Source organism: Bacillus litorisediminis, assembly GCF_022808645.1.
GTDB classification, from domain to species: domain Bacteria; phylum Bacillota; class Bacilli; order Bacillales; family JC228; genus Bacillus_BF; species Bacillus_BF litorisediminis.
Window position 1 is genome coordinate 15,840 of sequence record NZ_JAKZKT010000022.1, and the last position, 17,813, is coordinate 33,652.

15 protein-coding genes are annotated in these 17,813 nt (G+C 41.4%); 14 read left to right on the forward strand and 1 reads right to left on the reverse strand.

The features are described from left to right. The first annotated feature begins 167 nt into the window (after positions 1-167). From bcd to MLE14_RS12545, 10 genes are all read left to right on the forward strand, one after another. Entirely contained in the window at positions 168-1,265 is a 1,098-nt protein-coding gene (gene bcd / locus MLE14_RS12500) for a Leu/Phe/Val dehydrogenase (protein WP_243298715.1), read from the forward strand. A 62-nt stretch (positions 1,266-1,327) separates the two neighbouring features. Further along, positions 1,328-2,749, forward strand: a complete 1,422-nt coding sequence (gene lpdA / locus MLE14_RS12505; protein WP_243298716.1) for a dihydrolipoyl dehydrogenase — start codon at positions 1,328-1,330, stop codon at positions 2,747-2,749. A 28-nt stretch (positions 2,750-2,777) separates the two neighbouring features. Continuing rightward, complete coding sequence (locus MLE14_RS12510; protein WP_243298717.1) at positions 2,778-3,776, forward strand: thiamine pyrophosphate-dependent dehydrogenase E1 component subunit alpha; 999 nt, start codon at positions 2,778-2,780, stop codon at positions 3,774-3,776. 12 nt (positions 3,777-3,788) lie between these two features. Continuing rightward, entirely contained in the window at positions 3,789-4,772 is a 984-nt protein-coding gene (locus tag MLE14_RS12515) for an alpha-ketoacid dehydrogenase subunit beta (protein ID WP_243298718.1), read from the forward strand. A gap of 26 nt (positions 4,773-4,798) precedes the next feature. Continuing rightward, positions 4,799-6,073 carry a dihydrolipoamide acetyltransferase family protein gene (locus MLE14_RS12520; protein ID WP_243298719.1) on the forward strand — a complete coding sequence of 425 codons (1,275 nt, stop codon included), beginning with the start codon at positions 4,799-4,801 and terminating at the stop codon, positions 6,071-6,073. Between the two features lie 132 nt (positions 6,074-6,205). After that, on the forward strand, positions 6,206-6,634 hold the full coding sequence (locus tag MLE14_RS12525) for an OsmC family protein (protein WP_243298720.1): 429 nt from the start codon (positions 6,206-6,208) through the stop codon (positions 6,632-6,634). A gap of 212 nt (positions 6,635-6,846) precedes the next feature. Beyond that, positions 6,847-7,146 (forward strand): DUF4212 domain-containing protein, encoded by a 300-nt coding sequence (locus MLE14_RS12530; RefSeq protein WP_243298721.1) that lies wholly within the window; start codon positions 6,847-6,849, stop codon positions 7,144-7,146. Next, positions 7,143-8,828 carry a sodium:solute symporter family protein gene (locus tag MLE14_RS12535; RefSeq protein WP_243298722.1) on the forward strand — a complete coding sequence of 562 codons (1,686 nt, stop codon included), beginning with the start codon at positions 7,143-7,145 and terminating at the stop codon, positions 8,826-8,828. Before MLE14_RS12530 ends, MLE14_RS12535 begins: the two co-directional genes overlap by 4 nt. 74 nt (positions 8,829-8,902) lie before the next feature. Next, complete coding sequence (locus MLE14_RS12540) at positions 8,903-9,334, forward strand: hypothetical protein (protein ID WP_243298723.1); 432 nt, start codon at positions 8,903-8,905, stop codon at positions 9,332-9,334. A 22-nt stretch (positions 9,335-9,356) separates the two neighbouring features. Then, complete coding sequence (locus MLE14_RS12545; RefSeq protein WP_243298724.1) at positions 9,357-10,949, forward strand: long-chain-fatty-acid--CoA ligase; 1,593 nt, start codon at positions 9,357-9,359, stop codon at positions 10,947-10,949. A gap of 108 nt (positions 10,950-11,057) precedes the next feature. Here the strand turns inward: MLE14_RS12545 and MLE14_RS12550 are convergent, their stop codons facing one another. After that, positions 11,058-11,771 (reverse strand): NAD-dependent protein deacylase, encoded by a 714-nt coding sequence (locus tag MLE14_RS12550; protein ID WP_243298725.1) that lies wholly within the window; start codon positions 11,769-11,771, stop codon positions 11,058-11,060. A gap of 192 nt (positions 11,772-11,963) precedes the next feature. Between MLE14_RS12550 and MLE14_RS12555 the strand changes: the two genes are divergently transcribed. The 4 genes from MLE14_RS12555 (at position 11,964) to MLE14_RS12570 (ending at position 17,756) form a co-directional block, all read left to right on the forward strand. Further along, on the forward strand, positions 11,964-13,733 hold the full coding sequence (locus tag MLE14_RS12555; protein WP_243298726.1) for a methylmalonyl-CoA mutase family protein: 1,770 nt from the start codon (positions 11,964-11,966) through the stop codon (positions 13,731-13,733). Next, the gene (gene scpA / locus MLE14_RS12560) at positions 13,733-15,886 is read left to right on the forward strand and encodes a methylmalonyl-CoA mutase (protein WP_243298727.1); all 2,154 of its coding nucleotides are present in this window, start codon (positions 13,733-13,735) and stop codon (positions 15,884-15,886) included. Before MLE14_RS12555 ends, scpA begins: the two co-directional genes overlap by 1 nt. 184 nt (positions 15,887-16,070) lie before the next feature. Beyond that, positions 16,071-17,090, forward strand: a complete 1,020-nt coding sequence (gene meaB, locus MLE14_RS12565) for a methylmalonyl Co-A mutase-associated GTPase MeaB (protein ID WP_243298728.1) — start codon at positions 16,071-16,073, stop codon at positions 17,088-17,090. 228 nt (positions 17,091-17,318) lie between these two features. Beyond that, positions 17,319-17,756 (forward strand): BrxA/BrxB family bacilliredoxin, encoded by a 438-nt coding sequence (locus MLE14_RS12570; protein WP_243298729.1) that lies wholly within the window; start codon positions 17,319-17,321, stop codon positions 17,754-17,756. The last annotated feature ends 57 nt before the right edge of the window (positions 17,757-17,813 follow it).

Below are 17,813 nucleotides of genomic sequence, written 5' to 3' on the forward strand. Positions count from 1 at the left end.
ATTTTTAGCGGTTGGCACGAAACTTGCAATAAAATATACGCAGAGAATTTTTTTATGAAGTTTTTCGTTTCATAAACGATTTCCTCGGGCAAAAGGATCATTCTAACAAACTGTACTATGTTTGTTTAGATAAAAATCAGGACACACAGATTGAAGGAGGAATTTGCATGGAAATTTTTAAGTATATGGAAAAGTATGATTACGAACAATTGGTATTTTGTCAGGATCAAGCGTCAGGATTAAAAGCCATTATAGCTATTCATGATACAACATTAGGCCCTGCTCTTGGCGGAACAAGAATGTGGACGTATGAAAATGAAGAGGCAGCAATTATTGATGCGCTTCGGCTCGCAAAAGGAATGACTTACAAAAACGCTGCTGCGGGATTAAATTTGGGCGGCGGTAAAACAGTTATCATAGGTGATCCAAGAAAAGATAAAAATGAAGAAATGTTTCGGGCTTTTGGAAGATTCATACAAGGTTTAAATGGCCGTTATATTACAGCTGAGGACGTAGGAACAACTGTTGAAGATATGGATTTAATCCATGAGGAAACTGATTTTGTTACGGGCATATCACCTGCTTTTGGTTCATCCGGCAATCCATCACCTGTGACAGCATATGGTGTCTATCGCGGAATGAAGGCTGCTGCTAAAGAAGCTTTTGGTTCAGACTCGTTAGAAGGAAAAGTGGTAGCTGTTCAAGGCGTGGGAAATGTCGCCTACACATTATGTAAATATTTACATGAAGAAGGGGCTCAGCTGATTGTAACGGATATCCATAAAGATGCAGTTCAACGAGCAGTTGAAAATTTTGGAGCTAAAGCAGTTGATCCAAATGAAATTTATTCAGTTGAATGCGATATTTTTGCCCCATGTGCATTAGGAGCCATTATTAATGATGAAACAATCCCGCAATTAAAAACAAAGGTTATTGCAGGAGCTGCTAATAATCAATTGAAAGAGACCCGCCATGGAGACATGATTCATGAAATGGGGATTGTGTATGCGCCAGATTATGTTATCAATGCGGGCGGTGTCATCAATGTGGCTGACGAACTTTATGGGTATAACCACGAACGTGCGATGAAAAAGGTAGAGCAAATTTATAACAATATAGAAAAAGTATTTGAAATATCAAAACGTGATAACATCCCAACTTATATGGCTGCTGACCGTATGGCAGAAGAACGGATTGAAAAACTGAAAAAGTCAAGATCAACCTTTCTGCAAAATGGTCAACATATTTTAAGCAGACGGAAGTAGGACTAGGCAAGGTCCCATTGCCGAGAGAATGAAGCACGTTATTTTTAAGGAGAGTGATAATAGTGGCTACAGAATATGATCTTGTGATTTTAGGCGGAGGGACTGGCGGTTATGTTGCGGCAATTCGTGCTTCACAGCTCGGTTTAAAAACAGCAATTGTGGAGAAAGGGAAGCTCGGTGGAACGTGCCTGCATAAAGGCTGTATCCCTTCTAAAGCACTTTTAAGGAGTGCTGAAGTTTATCGCACAGCTAGAGAAGGCGATAAATTTGGGGTTGAAATAAATACTGTGACACTAAACTTTGCCAAGGTACAAGAAAGAAAGGCTTCAATTGTTTCCCAGCTTTATAAAGGAGTTCAGCACCTGATGAAACAGGGGAAAATTGATGTGTATCAAGGTTTTGGAAGAATTCTCGGTCCTTCTATATTTTCTCCAATGCCAGGATCGATTTCGGTTGAATATGAAGAGGGAAAAGAAAGTGAAATTTTAATTCCTAAAAATGTAATTATTGCAACTGGTTCAAGGCCGAGAACTCTCCAGGGACTTGAAGCTGACCATGAATATGTGCTTACTTCAGATGAAGCGCTTGAACTCGAACAATTGCCAAAATCTATTATCATTGTTGGAGGCGGTGTAATCGGGATCGAATGGGCATCGATGCTTCACGATTTTGGGGTTAAGGTTACTGTTCTGGAGTATGATGATCGCATTATACCAACTGAAGACGAAGAAATATCAAAAGAAATGCACAGGTTAATGAAGAAAAAAGGCGTTCATATCATTACAAAAGCGAAAGTCCTTCCTGAAACGCTTATTAAAGATAACGGAGTTCGAATTGATGCGGAAGTAAAAGGAGAGCAACATACTTTTACAGCGGAAAAGATCCTCGTTTCAGTCGGAAGAGAAGCAAATGTAAATGGAATTGGACTAGAGAATACAGAAATTAAGGTTGAAAAAGGTGTTATTGTAACGAATTCTTTTTATCAGACGAAAGAATCTCATATTTATGCTATCGGTGATTGTATTGGCGGCCTTCAGCTCGCCCATGTAGCCAGTCATGAAGGTATTGTGGCAGTTGAGCATATCGCTGGGAAATCACCTGATCCTTTAAATTATAATCTTATTTCAAAATGTATATATAGCAGTCCAGAGGTTGCTTCTGTTGGTCTCACTGAGCAACAGGCTAAGGACCAAAACTATAATATAAAAGTAGGGAAATTTTCTTTCAGAGCCATCGGAAAAGCTTTGGTTTTCGGTGAATCTGACGGTTTTGTCAAAATTATAGCCGATCAGGATACAGACGATATTCTCGGTGTTCATATGATTGGGCCACATGTTACCGATATGATTTCAGAGGCTGGATTAGCTAAAGTACTAGATGCGACGCCTTGGGAGGTTGCTCATACGATTCATCCTCATCCAACCCTATCAGAAGCAATTGCCGAAGCTGCTTTGGCTGTAGATGGCTTAGCACTGCATGCTTAAATTTCATTTAATAAAGGGGGTAATTCGAATGACTGAAAATCGCCACAAAAGATTAGGACTTTCTGATGAAACAGTTTTAGAGATGTATGAAACGATGCTCCTTGCAAGACGATTAGACGAAAGACAATGGCTGTTAAACCGATCTGGAAAAATTCCGTTTGTAATCTCATGTCAGGGTCAAGAAGGTGCACAGGTCGGGGCTGCTTTTGCTCTGGACCGTGCAAAAGATTATGTGCTTCCTTATTATCGTGATTTAGGTGTTGTTCTTTCGTTCGGAATGACAGCAAAGGAAGTCATGCTTTCCGCTTTTGCCAAAAAAGAGGATCCAAATTCCGGTGGCCGGCAAATGCCAGGACATTTCGGACAAAAGAAAAATAGAATTGTTACCGGGTCTTCCCCTGTTACCACTCAGGTTCCACACGCTGTAGGAATAGCATTAGCAGGGAAAATGGAGAAAAAGGACTTTGTCTCATTGGTTACTTTCGGAGAAGGTTCTTCCAATCAGGGAGATTTTCATGAGGGTGCTAACTTTGCCGGTGTTCATAAATTGCCTGTTATTTTTATGTGTGAAAATAATAAGTATGCGATTTCCGTACCGATTGAGAAGCAACTAGCCTGTGAAAAGGTTTCGGATCGGGCGATTGGCTATGGAATGCCGGGTATCACTATAGATGGAAATGACCCACTTGAAGTTTATGCAGCTGTGAAGGAAGCCGCTGAACGAGGCAGACGCGGTGAAGGACCTACTCTGATCGAAGCTGTTTCCTATCGTTTAACTCCTCACTCCAGTGATGACGATGATCGCAGCTACCGTGCGGCTGAGGAAGTTTCAGAGGCAAAAACAAAAGATCCTATTCTCACTTTCGCTGCGTATTTAAAAGATGCGGGTGTCATGGATGAAGAAAAAGAAAAGGCCATTCAGGAAAAAGTGATGCAAATAGTAAATGAAGCCACAGATTATGCAGAGAATGCACCATATGCCGAACCAGAACATGCATTAAAGTATGTTTATGCAGAAGCGGAATAGGGGGAAAGGAAAATGGCTGTAATTTCATTTATTGATTCAATAAAAATGGCAATTAAAGAAGAAATGGAAAGGGATCCAAAGGTTTTTGTACTAGGAGAAGATGTAGGCAGAAAAGGTGGCGTGTTTAAAGCAACTGAAGGTTTATACGAAAAATTTGGAGAAGAGCGTGTCATTGATACCCCTTTGGCTGAATCTGCGATTGCTGGTGTTGCGATTGGAGCAGCGATGTACGGGATGCGACCGATTGCCGAAATGCAATTTGCTGATTTTATCATGCCAGCCGTGAATCAGATTATTTCAGAAGCGGCCAGAATCCGCTACCGGTCTAATAATGACTGGAATTGTCCCCTTGTTGTGAGAGCTCCATTTGGCGGCGGAATTCATGGTGCTTTATATCATTCTCAATCGGTGGAAGCCGTGTTCGCTAATCAGCCAGGTTTAAAAATTGTCATCCCATCTACTCCTTACGATGCAAAAGGACTCTTAAAAGCAGCAATTCGAGACGAAGACCCTGTTCTCTTTTTTGAACATAAACGTGCCTACCGCTTAATTAAAGGAGAAGTTCCTGAAGACGATTATGTTTTACCGATTGGAAAAGCAGATATTAAACGTGAAGGCGAAGATATTACTGTCATTACATATGGTCTTTGTGTCCACTTTGCGCTTCAGGCAGCGGAAAGACTCGCTGAGGACGGAATCTCGGCACATATTTTAGATTTAAGAACCGTGTATCCGCTGGATCGGGAAGCGATTGTTGAAGCGGCTTCTAAAACCGGAAAAGTATTGCTTGTGACAGAGGATAACCTGGAAGGCAGTGTGATGAGTGAGGTTTCTGCGATTATTGCAGAGGAATGCTTATTTGAATTAGATGCTCCGATTAAACGGTTAGCAGGTCCGAATGTTCCTGCCATGCCTTATGCACCAACTATGGAGAAGTTCTTTATGGTAAATCCTGAAAAAATTGAAAAAGCGATGCGAGAATTAGCTGAATTTTAAAATTTGTAGCAAAGGAGGTTAAGTACATGGCAATAGAACAAATGAAAATGCCTCAGCTCGGGGAAAGTGTGACAGAAGGGACGATTTCCAGATGGCTTGTATCTGTCGGAGATCATGTGAATAAATACGATCCCATTGCCGAGGTGATGACAGATAAAGTAAATGCAGAAGTGCCTTCCTCCTTCACTGGAATCATTAAAGAATTAGTGGCAAATGAAGGAGATACACTGGCGGTTGGCGAAATCATCTGTACCATTGAGGTGGAAGACGGAGCAGCTGACCAGGTTTCTGGCGCGGAATCTGAAAATAAGCTGACTGAGGAAAAAGAAGCTGAATCCAATGGAGAAGAAGCTTCTGCACCGAATAAAGCTAGATATTCACCCGCTGTTTTGAAACTATCGCAAGAGCACGGAATTGATTTAACTCAAGTAAAGGGCTCTGGAGCGGGCGGACGTATTACACGTAAGGATTTACTGAAAATCATTGAATCTGGAAATATTCCTGTTCCTGGGACAGCTCCGTCCACTCAAGCCCAAGTCAAAACGCAAGAAATGGATAAACCACAGCCAGCTGCAGCTCCTGCACCAACAGCAGCCCCTGGTGACATCGAGATTCCTGTAACTGGAGTTCGTAAAGCGATTGCGGCTAATATGGTGAAGAGTAAACATGAAATTCCGCATGCTTGGACAATGATGGAAGTAGATGTAACAAATCTCGTTGCTTACAGGGATTCGATTAAACAGGAATTTAAGCAAAGGGAAGGTTTTAATTTGACCTATTTTGCTTTCTTTGTAAAAGCTGTGGCGCAGAGCCTAAAAGAGTTTCCGCAGATTAATTCGACTTGGGCAGGAGATAAGATCATCCAAAGAAAAGATATTAATATCTCGATTGCGGTAGCAACGGAGGATGCCCTGTATGTCCCAGTCATTAAACATGCCGATGAAAAATCTATAAAAGGAATCGCAAGAGAAATTAATGAACTGGCTGCAAAGGTTAGGACAAATAAGCTAACAGCAGATGATATGAAGGGCGGAACCTTTACTGTCAATAACACCGGATCATTTGGTTCGGTTCAATCGATGGGAATTATAAATCACCCGCAAGCTGCCATTCTGCAAGTAGAATCCATTGTTAAACGGCCAGTTGTTATGAATAATGGCATGATAGCTGTTAGAGATATGGTTAATATTTGTATGTCATTGGACCATCGCGTGTTAGATGGATTAATATGCGGCAGATTCCTGCAGCAGGTGAAAGAAGTTTTGGAAAATATTGATTCGAAGACAACGTCTGTTTATTAAGAAATATACGATAGGCACCGCTAAAGCCTATCGTTTTTTGTTTTTCGATTTGATTAAGAAAAAGATTCAAACAATAAGACATAATAATCAGGGAATAGTATACAGAAACATCATTTAAAAGGAGGAGTAATGATGGAGTTTACCGTAAAGTGGAATGATAAAATGTCTTTTAGCGGACAAACTACTTCTGGCCACGAAGTCAAAATGGATGCTGCCGAGGAAGTAGGCGGAGAGAATGCAGGTCCCAGGCCAACTGAACTTCTTCTCAATGCAGTGGCCGGATGTACAGGGATTGATATTATTTCCATATTGACGAAAATGAGGCTCCGGCCTACTGCGTTTCAAATGGACGTTAAGGGGGAGCGGGCTGATGATCATCCTAAACGGTTTACAGCGATTCATATCCACTATGCTCTAGATGGAGACTTACCTGAAGATAAAGTCATTCGTGCAATACAATTATCAAAGGATAAATATTGTTCAGTTTCCCATTCACTTAGTGCAGAAATTAGTGTCAGCTATTCTATTAATGGTACCAAAGGGGACAAAACAATCGAATAAAAAGCTCCCGAAAAAGCAGGATGTCAGATTTTGATATCCTGCTTTTTGCCTATTCATGTGTGCAAGCACTTACATTTTTTAGAATATTTAGTAATTAGATTTAATACCTATTAATAGATATGTAGACAGGGGGTGAGATTGTCCGTTCCTGATTACTAGGATTTGTTGGTGTCCCTTTGTGTTTTAAGAAACATAATGTGGAGGTGTTAAGCGTGAGCAATGAACAGTTAAGCGAAAAACAGAAGGTGTATTGGAAAAAGAACCTTCGCTTGATTACTTCGTTACTGGTGGTTTGGTTTTTGGTTTCATTATTCGCGGGAATTATTTTAGCTCAGCCGCTCGGTAATATTTCGTTTTTCCAATTGCCCTTATCATTTTGGTTTGCCCATCAGGGATCCATTATTGTGTTTATCATCCTTATCTTTATATATGCCGTCAAAATGGACCGGCTTGACAAGGAGTTTGGAGCAGAAGAAGTGATTTTGACAAAAGAGAAGGGGGATGAGTCATGAGCGTTGAAGCACTGACACTCACCCTGGTTTTGATTACGTTCGCCATTTATCTGTACATAGGATGGTGGGCAAAAGTTAAAGACACCAGTAATTTTTTTGTAGCAGGTAAAGAAATTCCGGCTGTGGCGAATGGTGCTGCGATTGCCGCTGACTGGATGTCTGCCGCATCCTTTATCTCTATGGCTGGGTTAATATCATTTCTGGGATATGATGGAACTATTTATTTAATGGGCTGGACAGGCGGATATGTGTTGCTTGCACTGTTACTGGCTCCTTATCTTCGTAAGTTTGGGCGGTATACAGTTCCCGATTTTATCGGTGACCGTTACTACTCAAATGGAGCAAGAGCAGTTGCGGCTATTGCGACCCTATTTATTTCATTAACCTATGTAGCCGGACAAATGCGCGGGGTTGGAATTGTTTTTAGCCGTTACTTACAAGTTGATATTGCTATGGGAGTATTAATAGGAATGGCAATAGTTGCCTTTTTCGCCGTATTAGGCGGCATGAAAGGGATTACCTGGACACAAGTCGTTCAATACTTCATTCTAATCATCGCTTTTATTATTCCTGCAGTTGCTATTTCCCTGCAATTAACAGGTATACCGATTCCTCAAATTGCATTTACCTTTTCCGATATCGCCCAAAGGTTAAGCAGTTTACAAGTCGAACTTGGGATGGCTGAATTTTTAGCTCCGTTCCAAAATTTATCAGGCCTTAATGTTTTTGCTGTTACATTGGCTTTGATGCTTGGTACAGCAGGTCTTCCTCACGTTATCGTCCGTTTTTATACCGTTAGGGATGTTCGTTCCGCACGCTGGTCAGCTGGGTGGGCATTAATTTTTATTGCATTACTGTATACAACAGCACCAGTGGTGGGTGTGTTTGCAAAATTTAACTTGATTGAAAGTTTACATGATCAGCCGATTGCTGATGTTAGGGAAATTAGCTGGGTAAGTAAATGGGAGGAAACAGGTCTGCTCACATTAGATGACAAAAATGGAGACGGGGTCCTTACATTTGCAAATGCTACTTCACCAGAAAATGAAGTACAGATTGATCAGGATATAATCGTTCTTTCTACACCGGAAGTGGCTGACTTATCTCCTTTTGTCATTGCATTGGTGGCAGCTGGAGGATTAGCAGCAGCCCTGTCAACGGCGTCCGGATTATTGCTCGCGATGTCTAGTGCCATTTCACATGATTTATATTACCGGATATTCAGACCTGGTGCTAGTGAAGAACAGCGGTTAAAGGTAGGCCGAATCATGATATTCCTGGCTGTTCTTGTTGCAGGCTACTTTGGCATAAATCCGCCGGGCTTTGTTGGTGAAGTTGTAGCCTTTGCTTTTGGACTTGCAGCATCCAGTTTATTTCCAGCTATTTTACTGGGTATTTTCGACAAACGCATGAACCGGGAAGGGGCAACCTGGGGAATTATCGTTGGTTTGGTCTTTTCATTAACAATGATATTACTGATGCGTTCCGTTCAAATTTTTGGTACCGAAACTCAATTAGTAGAAAGTTTCTTCGGTATTAATGCGCAAGGAATTGGGGTTGTAGGGGCATTGCTTAACTTTATCGTAGCTTTCTCAGTGTCCAGAGCAACAAAAGCTCCGCCAGAAGAAATTTCAAAAATGGTTGAAGATATACGGGTTCCTCGCATTACAAATGAGGAATAACATTTGACTTTTAAGAAAGGGGAGGGCAGACCCTCCCTCTCCATATACATTTCATAACAGGAAGGATAGGAATCATGACTATTTTCATTCTTTTAGGTCTAGTTATAGCTTTATATATTCTACATCCCTATCTCAGTATCATGGTCCTGAAAAAAGTAATGGGAATTACGCTGTTTATAGAAGCTTTTTATTTAATTGGCCATTATATGTCGGGCTGGCCATTCCCGACACCAGAAGTGATTTTAGAAATTGCGATAGTAGTTGCTTCAGGGGTTGCTCTGGGTGTTATCTTTTCAAGGATCTGGCCATTGCCGGAAAATAAGGGATTTGAGCGAATCTTTCGAACGGTGTTAGTTGTTGTCCCTTCGCTTGGAATTGGTATAGGCTTTCAAGTTTTGCTTCAGGGGCAATATGCAACACAAGCACTTTATCTTGTTTTTGCCTTATCCGCTTGGCTTGGATCTGGCCATTTTATCAAAAGAGCAGAAGCATCCGTCAAATTTTAAAATGGAAGGGAGTAAATGAAAAATGATTACCCCATTAACTCCATTAGATTGGAAACGAAGAGCGGTTAAATATTATCCGAAAAAAGTAGCGGTTATCGACGGAGAGAAGCAATTTACCTATGAAAAGTTTGGCAACCGGGTAGACAGGCTGTCTGTTGCCTTGCATAAAACGGGGATCAGAAAGGGCGATCATGTGGCTGTTATGCTGCCAAACACTCATTATATGCTGGAGTGCTTCTATGGAATCAGCCAGCTCGGGGCCGCAATGGTACCATTAAATTACCGCTTATCAGCCAACGATCTGGAATACATCATTAATCATAGCGATGCGAGGATGCTAATCGTTGATGCACAATTTGCGGGATCCATTGAAAAAGTTGCTGATCACCTCTCACTTGAACAAATCATAATTGTCTCTGCAGAAGATTATCAAACTTCATTAGAGGGGATTGATTATGAAGCTTTTCTTGAAAATACGGCTGAAAATGAAGCTCCGCCGGAAGTGGAGATTGATGAAAACTTGCTTTTAACAATCAACTATACAAGCGGAACAACATCAAAACCAAAAGGGGTTATGCTCACCCATCGGGCTAATTATTTGAATGCAGCTAATTTTATGTATCATCTTCAGGTCAAACATGATGACGTCTACCTCCATACGCTTCCGATGTTCCATGCTAATGGATGGGGCGGCGTATGGGCGATTACAGCAGCAGGAGCAACCCATGTCTGCTTAAGAAAAGTAGCACCTCCAGTTATCCTGGATTTATTTGAAACAAAAAAGATTTCGCTTTTGTGCGGTGCACCTACTGTAATTAATATGCTCGTCAATGATCCAAAAGCAAAAGAAACCCATATCAAAACGAATCCGCGCATGGCAACAGCAGGAGCCCCTCCGGCAGCAGCGCTTATCCAAAAAGCTCAAGACATTCTGGGATTAAATATAATCCATGTCTATGGGCTAACGGAGACCTCTCCATTTATCCTTTATTGTGAATGGAAAAAAGACTTTGACACAATGTCCCCAGATGAACAAGCTACAATCAAGGCTAGACAAGGGATCGAATTAGCCTTTAATGGGGAGACAAAGGTTGTTCGTCCGGATGGTGAAGAAGTAGCATGGGATGGAGAAGAGCTGGGAGAAATTATCACACGGGGAAATGTAGTGATGGCGGGGTATTATAAAAATCCGGAAAGGACAGCTGAAGCCATTAAAGACGGCTGGTTTTATACAGGAGATTTGGCTGTCACCCATCCGGACGGATATATTGAAATTCGCGACCGTGCTAAAGATTTAATTATTTCTGGCGGTGAAAATATTTCTTCCACAGAAGTAGAGGGTGTCCTATATAAGCATCCAGCAGTCAGGGAAGTGGCTGTGATTGCAATCCCAGATGAAAAATGGGGTGAGGTACCGAAGGCGATGATTGTGCTGCAGCCAGATGTCCATGTTACCGAAAATGAAATCATCGACTATTGCCGTTCCAATATGGCTCACTATAAAACGCCAAAGGCAATTGAATTCGTGGATTCCCTTCCGAAAACTGCGACAGGAAAACTCCAAAAATATGTTTTAAGAGAAAGGCATTGGAAAGGGAAGAAAAAAGTCAATTAAAGAGTGAGGGGTGGGATTGGATATATATCGATCCCACTTTTGTTTTTCTAAACATAAAAATAGATAAAATTGGTTCATAATAGCCCGGATTCAAGCTCGCTCATAATCTTACATATCAAGTTCTTGATCCAATTCCTTCAGCAGCTCACCAATTTTTCGATCATGAAATACCAGATCTGCATAAAAATCTAGAGCAGTGGGCTCCTGATTCACGATAACAAGCTTCGCCCCATTTTCTTTTGCAAAAAGCGGGAGCTGATTGGCAGGCGTTACAGAAAGGGACGAACCAAGTACAATGAATAGTTCAGCTTTCTCCGTCTCCCTCAAAGAAAAATTAAAAGCTTCCTCTGGCAAGGCTTCACCGAATAGTACGATGGATGGACGCAGGATTCCGCCACACTTACAATAATAGTCCTCCTTGATATATTCTTCACTGCTGTATTCCTTGCCGCAGGACTGACAGTGAAGTTTTTGCAAAGTCCCATGCAGTTCTGCTACACGCTTTGAGCCGGCGAGCTGATGAAATCCGTCTACATTTTGCGTAATAATCGATTGTATGATCCCGATATCTTCCCATTTTGCTAGGATATAATGCCCTCTATGAGGTTTATATTCCTTTACTCCGAGTACGCGGGTCCGATAAAATTCAATAAAGTCTTGAACATTTTCATTCAAAGCCTGTATACTGGCAATTTGACTGGGATCCTTTTGCTTCCACAGTCCTCTTGAGGAACGAAAATCCGGGAGACCGCTCTCCGTCGACATGCCAGCCCCCGTGAAAATAACCGTATATGCTGAATCGAGAATCCATTGTTTTAGCATAATCATCCACCCTGTCAAAAAAATGTATCAGGAATATTTGCTATTTCATATGTAAAATTTATCATACCAAAAGCAAGAGGGAAACGATACGAAAGCTATTAGAGTTTTTGTAAAATTTATATTAAAATAAAAATATGCAATTATCATTTTTGTAAGCGATTCCACAGATGGAAGGGAGGACCTTCTTCTCTATTGAAGAAGCAATTGATTATGAGTAAATTAATGAAAAACTCATTCCCGGCTTTACCCGTAGAAGCATGGGAAACGCTTTCTCTAAAGACTTTAAATAAGGAAACTCTTGAAGATTTGCAAACCAAAACATATGAAAATATGATTCTTTCGCCATTATATACCTCAAATGACAAGGGGATGGAGGGAGCACAGATTCCACCAGGGTTAGCCCCTTTTATTAGAGGAGTAAGGGATGCAAGTGTTTTAAATAGACCGTGGAAAATAGCACAATGGGTTACTTCTTTACCAGCGGGACTTGACGATATCAAAACGCTTGAACAAAAAGGGCAGGATGTGATTTCCTTTCAAACTAGTTTATTTTCAGAATCAGAGCTCGAGTATTGGAAAGAAATCTTGGCTCAATTACCACTAAAGGAAGTATTTATAGAATTGGACGAAGAAGAGCATGACTGGCTTACAAACTATGATTTTTTACATTCTACAAAGGGGTTTATAGGCTTTGATCCTATTAAATATATGATTGAGAGCGAAAGCAGCCAGGATAACCTAAAGCAATACTATGCAGTGCTGTCTAATGGGATTAAGCTTTCTTCTGCTGATCAGAAAAATATTTTAATAGATAATACGATATTTCATAATAGCGGAGCGGACATTATTACTGAGCTTGCAAGTGTATTAGCAGTAGCTGCTGAGCATATAGACCGGCTTGAGGGAGCGGAAGCAACTGCAGATTCGATTTTATCTAAAATGATTGTTCGAATCGGAGTAGGAGGCAGCTTTTTCTTGGAATTGGCTAAAATAAGGGCTCTTCGCTACCTTTGGTACAAATTTACTTCAGCATACGAGCTTAAGAATGAAACCTGTAAAAAAATCACAATTGCGGCAGAAACGTCACTTGTGACCAAAACAATTTATGACCAATATGTCAATGTCCTTCGCTCAGGCAATGAAGCTTTTGCGGCGGTTACAGCAGGCGTGGACTATCTCACTATTACGCCATTCGATGTGTGTCTACAAGAAAAAACAGAACTGGCCGTTCGGATTGCAAGAAATACACATCATTTATTAGCCGAAGAATCCCACATCAATCGGGTATTGGATCCAGCAGGCGGCTCATGGTATGTGGAATCCTTAACAAAAGAAATAATTGAAAAAGCCTGGGAGCTTTTTATTGAAATCGAAGAGCGCGGCGGTATTCTTGCTTGCATCGAAACCGGGTGGATGCAACATCTCATTAAAAATACCAGGGAAGCAAAAATCCAAGCCGTTAAAGAGAGAAGAATGGAGATTATCGGTACGAATATGTACGTAGATGTAAATGACCGGAAACCAGATGAAAAGCTGCCTTCATCAGGCACACGATTAGGATTTCCATCCTTCCGCTTATCTGAAGCTTTTGAAAGGTGGAGACTGTACTTCGACCGGCATCCGGTTAAGGTTGCGATTATCGGTTTAGGAAACATCAAAGATTACAAGGTGCGCCGGGATATGGCAAGAAATTGGTTTGCTTCTGTCGGTATTAGAACCGATTTCTTTGCTGGAGTTGATTCGTTCAGCAAAACTATCGAAAAGTATAAGGCTGTTTGTATTTGCGGAACAGATGAGTCTTATGAAACGTGGGATATAGAATATGGGGACATTGCCAAAAAATTTCCAGTATTTGCTGCAGGCAGACCCCGTAAAACTGACTCCATGATTGCCTGGATTTATCCTGAACTTGAGGCTGACCACATTGTCAGCGGTTTTGCAGCAGAAGGTGAGGTTTTATAATGACTAAACCAAATTTTAAAAATGTAACAATAAATAGTAATGAATTTCAAGAACTCATGAACCAAGAAGTTCAATCCACAATGTCTCATGAAAATATTTTAATTAAAAAATATTATACGGTGCAGGACATAGAACATCTGCAGCACCTACATGATCTTCCGGGGCTGCCTCCTTATACGAGAGGACCCTATCCAACGATGTACGTCACTAAACCGTGGACAATTCGGCAGTATGCCGGTTTTTCCACAGCAGAGGAGAGCAATGCTTTTTATAAGCGGAACTTAGAGATGGGGCAAAAAGGACTTTCTGTTGCCTTTGATTTGCCAACTCACCGCGGTTATGATTCTGATCATCCCCGTGTTGTAGGAGATGTAGGGAAAGCTGGGGTAGCTGTTGATTCGATTATAGATATGAAAATATTGTTTGATGAGATTCCCCTCGATAAAATGAGTGTCTCGATGACGATGAATGGGGCCGTATTGCCGATTATGGCTTTCTATATTGTTACAGCAGAGGAACAAGGGGTCGCTCTTAAAGATTTATCCGGTACGATTCAAAATGATATTTTAAAAGAATATATGGTCCGCAATACTTATATTTATCCGCCAGACGTATCAATGCGGATCATCTCAGATATTTTTGCCTATACAGCAAAACATATGCCAAAATTCAACTCCATCAGTATTTCTGGCTACCACATGCAAGAAGCAGGCGCTCCAGCAGATCTCGAACTCGCCTATACCCTTTCCGATGGACTTGAGTATGTCCGAACAGGATTAAAAGCTGGAATTGATATAGATTCATTTGCCCCAAGACTGTCATTTTTCTGGGGAATTGGCATGAATTATTTTATGGAGGTAGCAAAGCTTCGGGCTGCCAGAAGAATTTGGGCGGAGCTGATGAAGCAGTTTGAGCCGAAAAATCTTAAATCGCTAGCTTTAAGAACGCATTCTCAAACCTCGGGCTGGAGTTTAACAGAACAGGATCCATTTAACAATATTATCCGTACTTTAATAGAAGCACATGCTGCAGTAATGGGTCATACTCAGTCTTTGCATACTAATGCCTTAGATGAAGCAATTGCGCTTCCGACTGATTTTTCAGCAAGAATTGCCCGTAACACCCAATTATATTTACAAAAGGAGACATATCTGTGCAATGTGATTGATCCATGGGGCGGGTCTTACTATGTTGAAACTCTAACAGATGAACTGATGAGAAAAGCCTGGGAGCATATTGATGAAATTGAACGTCTTGGCGGTATGACAAGGGCGATCGAAGCAGGTCTTCCCAAGCTGAGAATTGAAGAAGCTGCAACAAAGCGGCAGGCAAAAATTGATTCTGGAACAGAAGCGATCATTGGCGTAAACTGCTATAAAGTAGAGAATACGGATCCCTTTGAAATTTTGGAAATCGATCAGGAAGCAGTGAAGCAAAAACAAATAGAAAAGCTTAAACAACTAAAGGCAAGCAGAAATCAAGAACGAGTTGCAGAAGCCTTAGAACGTATTACACAGGCAACTGCAACAGGGGAAGGAAATTTGCTCGAGCTGGCAGTTGAGGCTGCGCGGGCACGTGCCACACTTGGTGAGATTTCGATGGCTATTGAAAAAGTGACCGGCCGGCACCGGGCTGTGATTAGGAGTGTTTCTGGCGTGTATTCATCCAATTATGAAAATGAGGAAAGCATGCAAAAAGTCATTCAAATGACTGAGGAATTTTTACAGCTGGAAGGCAGAAGACCAAGGATGCTGGTGGCGAAAATGGGTCAAGACGGACATGACCGGGGAGCAAAGGTAATTGCCACAGCATTTAGCGATCTTGGCTTTGATGTCGATGTAGGTCCGTTATTCCAAACCCCTGAAGAAACGGCGAAACAAGCCGTTGAAAATGATGTTCATGTCATTGGGGTAAGCTCACTGGCTGCAGGGCATAAAACATTGCTTCCAAAGCTTGCGAGTGAACTAATAAAACTAGGAAGAGAAGATATCATGATTGTTATTGGCGGAGTGATCCCTGTCCAGGACTATCCTTTCTTGCTTGAAAATGGAGCATCCCACATTTTTGGTCCTGGAACAGTCATTCCAGTTGCAGCAGAAAAAATTTTACATGAAATTTACGTCCGATTAGGCTATGAAAAGGTAGATGAATAAAGGACCGACACGAAAATATCAAGCCATAAATTGTACGGATCGGTCAATAAACGGAACGAATCGGTCCATAAATGGACGGAACAGTTCTTAAACTGCACGGATCGGTCCATAAAACAGCTCGGAACCTCACACGAACAGATCGCATCAAGAAAGGAGGAGAGGTAAGATTTTAAGCGATGATAAAATGCCAAAATATCGAAAAGTAAAAGATCAAAAGCTAGAAGTTTGTGACTTGAAACAGGCGATATTAGCCGGGGATCGAAAAATATTAGCCCAGGCCGTAACCTTGGTTGAAAGTCAGGCGCCAGATAAACAAAAGCAGGCACAAGAATTGCTGCAAGAACTCCTCCCCTTCACCGGAAACTCGATTCGAATCGGCATTACGGGAGTACCCGGAGCGGGTAAAAGTACTTTTATCGAGGCGTTAGGATTAAAACTATGTGAAAAAGGTCATCGTTTAGCTGTTTTGGCAGTGGACCCCAGCTCAAGTGTAAGCGGCGGAAGCATTCTAGGGGACAAAACCAGAATGGAGGAGCTCTCCAAGCATCCAAACGCATTTATCCGCCCTTCTCCTTCGGGGGGGACACTTGGCGGAGTTCACCGCAAAACAAGAGAATCGATCATTCTCTGCGAGGCAGCCGGGTTCGATATTATTTTTGTTGAAACCGTTGGGGTTGGTCAAAGTGAAGTGATTGTCAGAGAACTGGTTGATTTCTTCCTTCTTCTCGTGATTACCGGGGCAGGTGATGATCTGCAAGGTATGAAAAAGGGAATAATGGAATTAGCAGATGCCATCGCAGTCAACAAAGCCGACGGAGAGAATGAACGACAGGCAGAATTAACGAGGAAGGAATACAACCAGATTTTGTCCATGGTGCAGCCTGCAACACAAGGTTGGAAAACAAGAGCATATACATGTTCGGCCCTTCATCATAAAGGGTTAGACGAATTATGGGAGGTTATCCTGGCATTTATAGAAACGACCAAAGCATCCCAGGTTTTTTATGACCGGAGAAAGTTACAATCCAAACAATGGCTTTTGCAATCCATTCGGGATGAATTAGAGACACGATTTTATACGAGTCCAGAGATTCGCTTACTTGTTCAAGAGTATATAAAACAGGTAGTGGAAGGGAAAGTAACGGTAACACAAGCAGTTAACTCCCTCTTTTCAAAGTATGAAGATAATATCCTGAAAAAATAAAAATGGGATAGCGCATTCGCTATCCCATAGATCCAGGGAGTTTAGGGGTATGGATCTAGATGTAGTTTTAGGATACCCATTTTCTAAAATGTCTAAACCTCTAAAACATAAAAATTTGAAATTTAGAGCAAGAACTTGTTATGATTATGATAAAGTCCGTAATAGTTATCGAAATTTTGGAAGTAATGTTAGTGGATTTTGATTAATCTCTAAAAAGGAGAGAATGATATGAACATCGATTTTAATCTTTTGATGAATGATGTAGTTCGTCAAGCTCGCGAAGAAATTGTAGCAGCGGGATATACTGAATTAAGAACACCTGATGAAGTTCGGGAAGCCTTTAGTAAAAAAGGAACCACTTTAGTGATGGTCAATTCTGTATGCGGATGTGCAGGCGGCATTGCAAGACCTGCTGCCAGTCATGCTATTCATTATGATAAAAAACCGGATCAGCTAGTCACTGTTTTTGCCGGTCAAGATAAAGAAGCAACGGAAACAGCAAGAAGCTATTTCGAAGGCTATCCTCCATCTTCCCCTTCCTTTGCGCTTCTAAAGGACGGAAAAATCTTAACCATGGTAGAACGCCATGAAATTGAAGGCCATGACCCAATGTCCGTTGTCGCCAAGCTTCAAGAGTATTTTGATAAATATTGTGATGAAGTATAAGGTGCAGCTCCCAAATATCGTCGGACAGATGTGTTTGACAAATAAAAGTTCCACAGA

Bases quoted from the DNA above. Each gene is read 5' to 3' on its own strand.
- meaB (WP_243298728.1), top strand. From the start codon at position 16,071: ATGCCAAAATATCGAAAAGTAAAAGATCAAAAGCTAGAAGTTTGTGAC.
- MLE14_RS12525 (WP_243298720.1), top strand. From the start codon at position 6,206: ATGGAGTTTACCGTAAAGTGGAATGATAAAATGTCTTTTAGCGGACAA.
- scpA (WP_243298727.1), top strand. From the start codon at position 13,733: ATGACTAAACCAAATTTTAAAAATGTAACAATAAATAGTAATGAATTT.
- MLE14_RS12535 (WP_243298722.1), top strand. From the start codon at position 7,143: ATGAGCGTTGAAGCACTGACACTCACCCTGGTTTTGATTACGTTCGCC.
- MLE14_RS12550 (WP_243298725.1), bottom strand. From the start codon at position 11,771: ATGCTAAAACAATGGATTCTCGATTCAGCATATACGGTTATTTTCACG.
- MLE14_RS12520 (WP_243298719.1), top strand. From the start codon at position 4,799: ATGGCAATAGAACAAATGAAAATGCCTCAGCTCGGGGAAAGTGTGACA.
- MLE14_RS12515 (WP_243298718.1), top strand. From the start codon at position 3,789: ATGGCTGTAATTTCATTTATTGATTCAATAAAAATGGCAATTAAAGAA.
- MLE14_RS12540 (WP_243298723.1), top strand. From the start codon at position 8,903: ATGACTATTTTCATTCTTTTAGGTCTAGTTATAGCTTTATATATTCTA.
- MLE14_RS12570 (WP_243298729.1), top strand. From the start codon at position 17,319: ATGAACATCGATTTTAATCTTTTGATGAATGATGTAGTTCGTCAAGCT.
- MLE14_RS12545 (WP_243298724.1), top strand. From the start codon at position 9,357: ATGATTACCCCATTAACTCCATTAGATTGGAAACGAAGAGCGGTTAAA.
- bcd (WP_243298715.1), top strand. From the start codon at position 168: ATGGAAATTTTTAAGTATATGGAAAAGTATGATTACGAACAATTGGTA.
- MLE14_RS12510 (WP_243298717.1), top strand. From the start codon at position 2,778: ATGACTGAAAATCGCCACAAAAGATTAGGACTTTCTGATGAAACAGTT.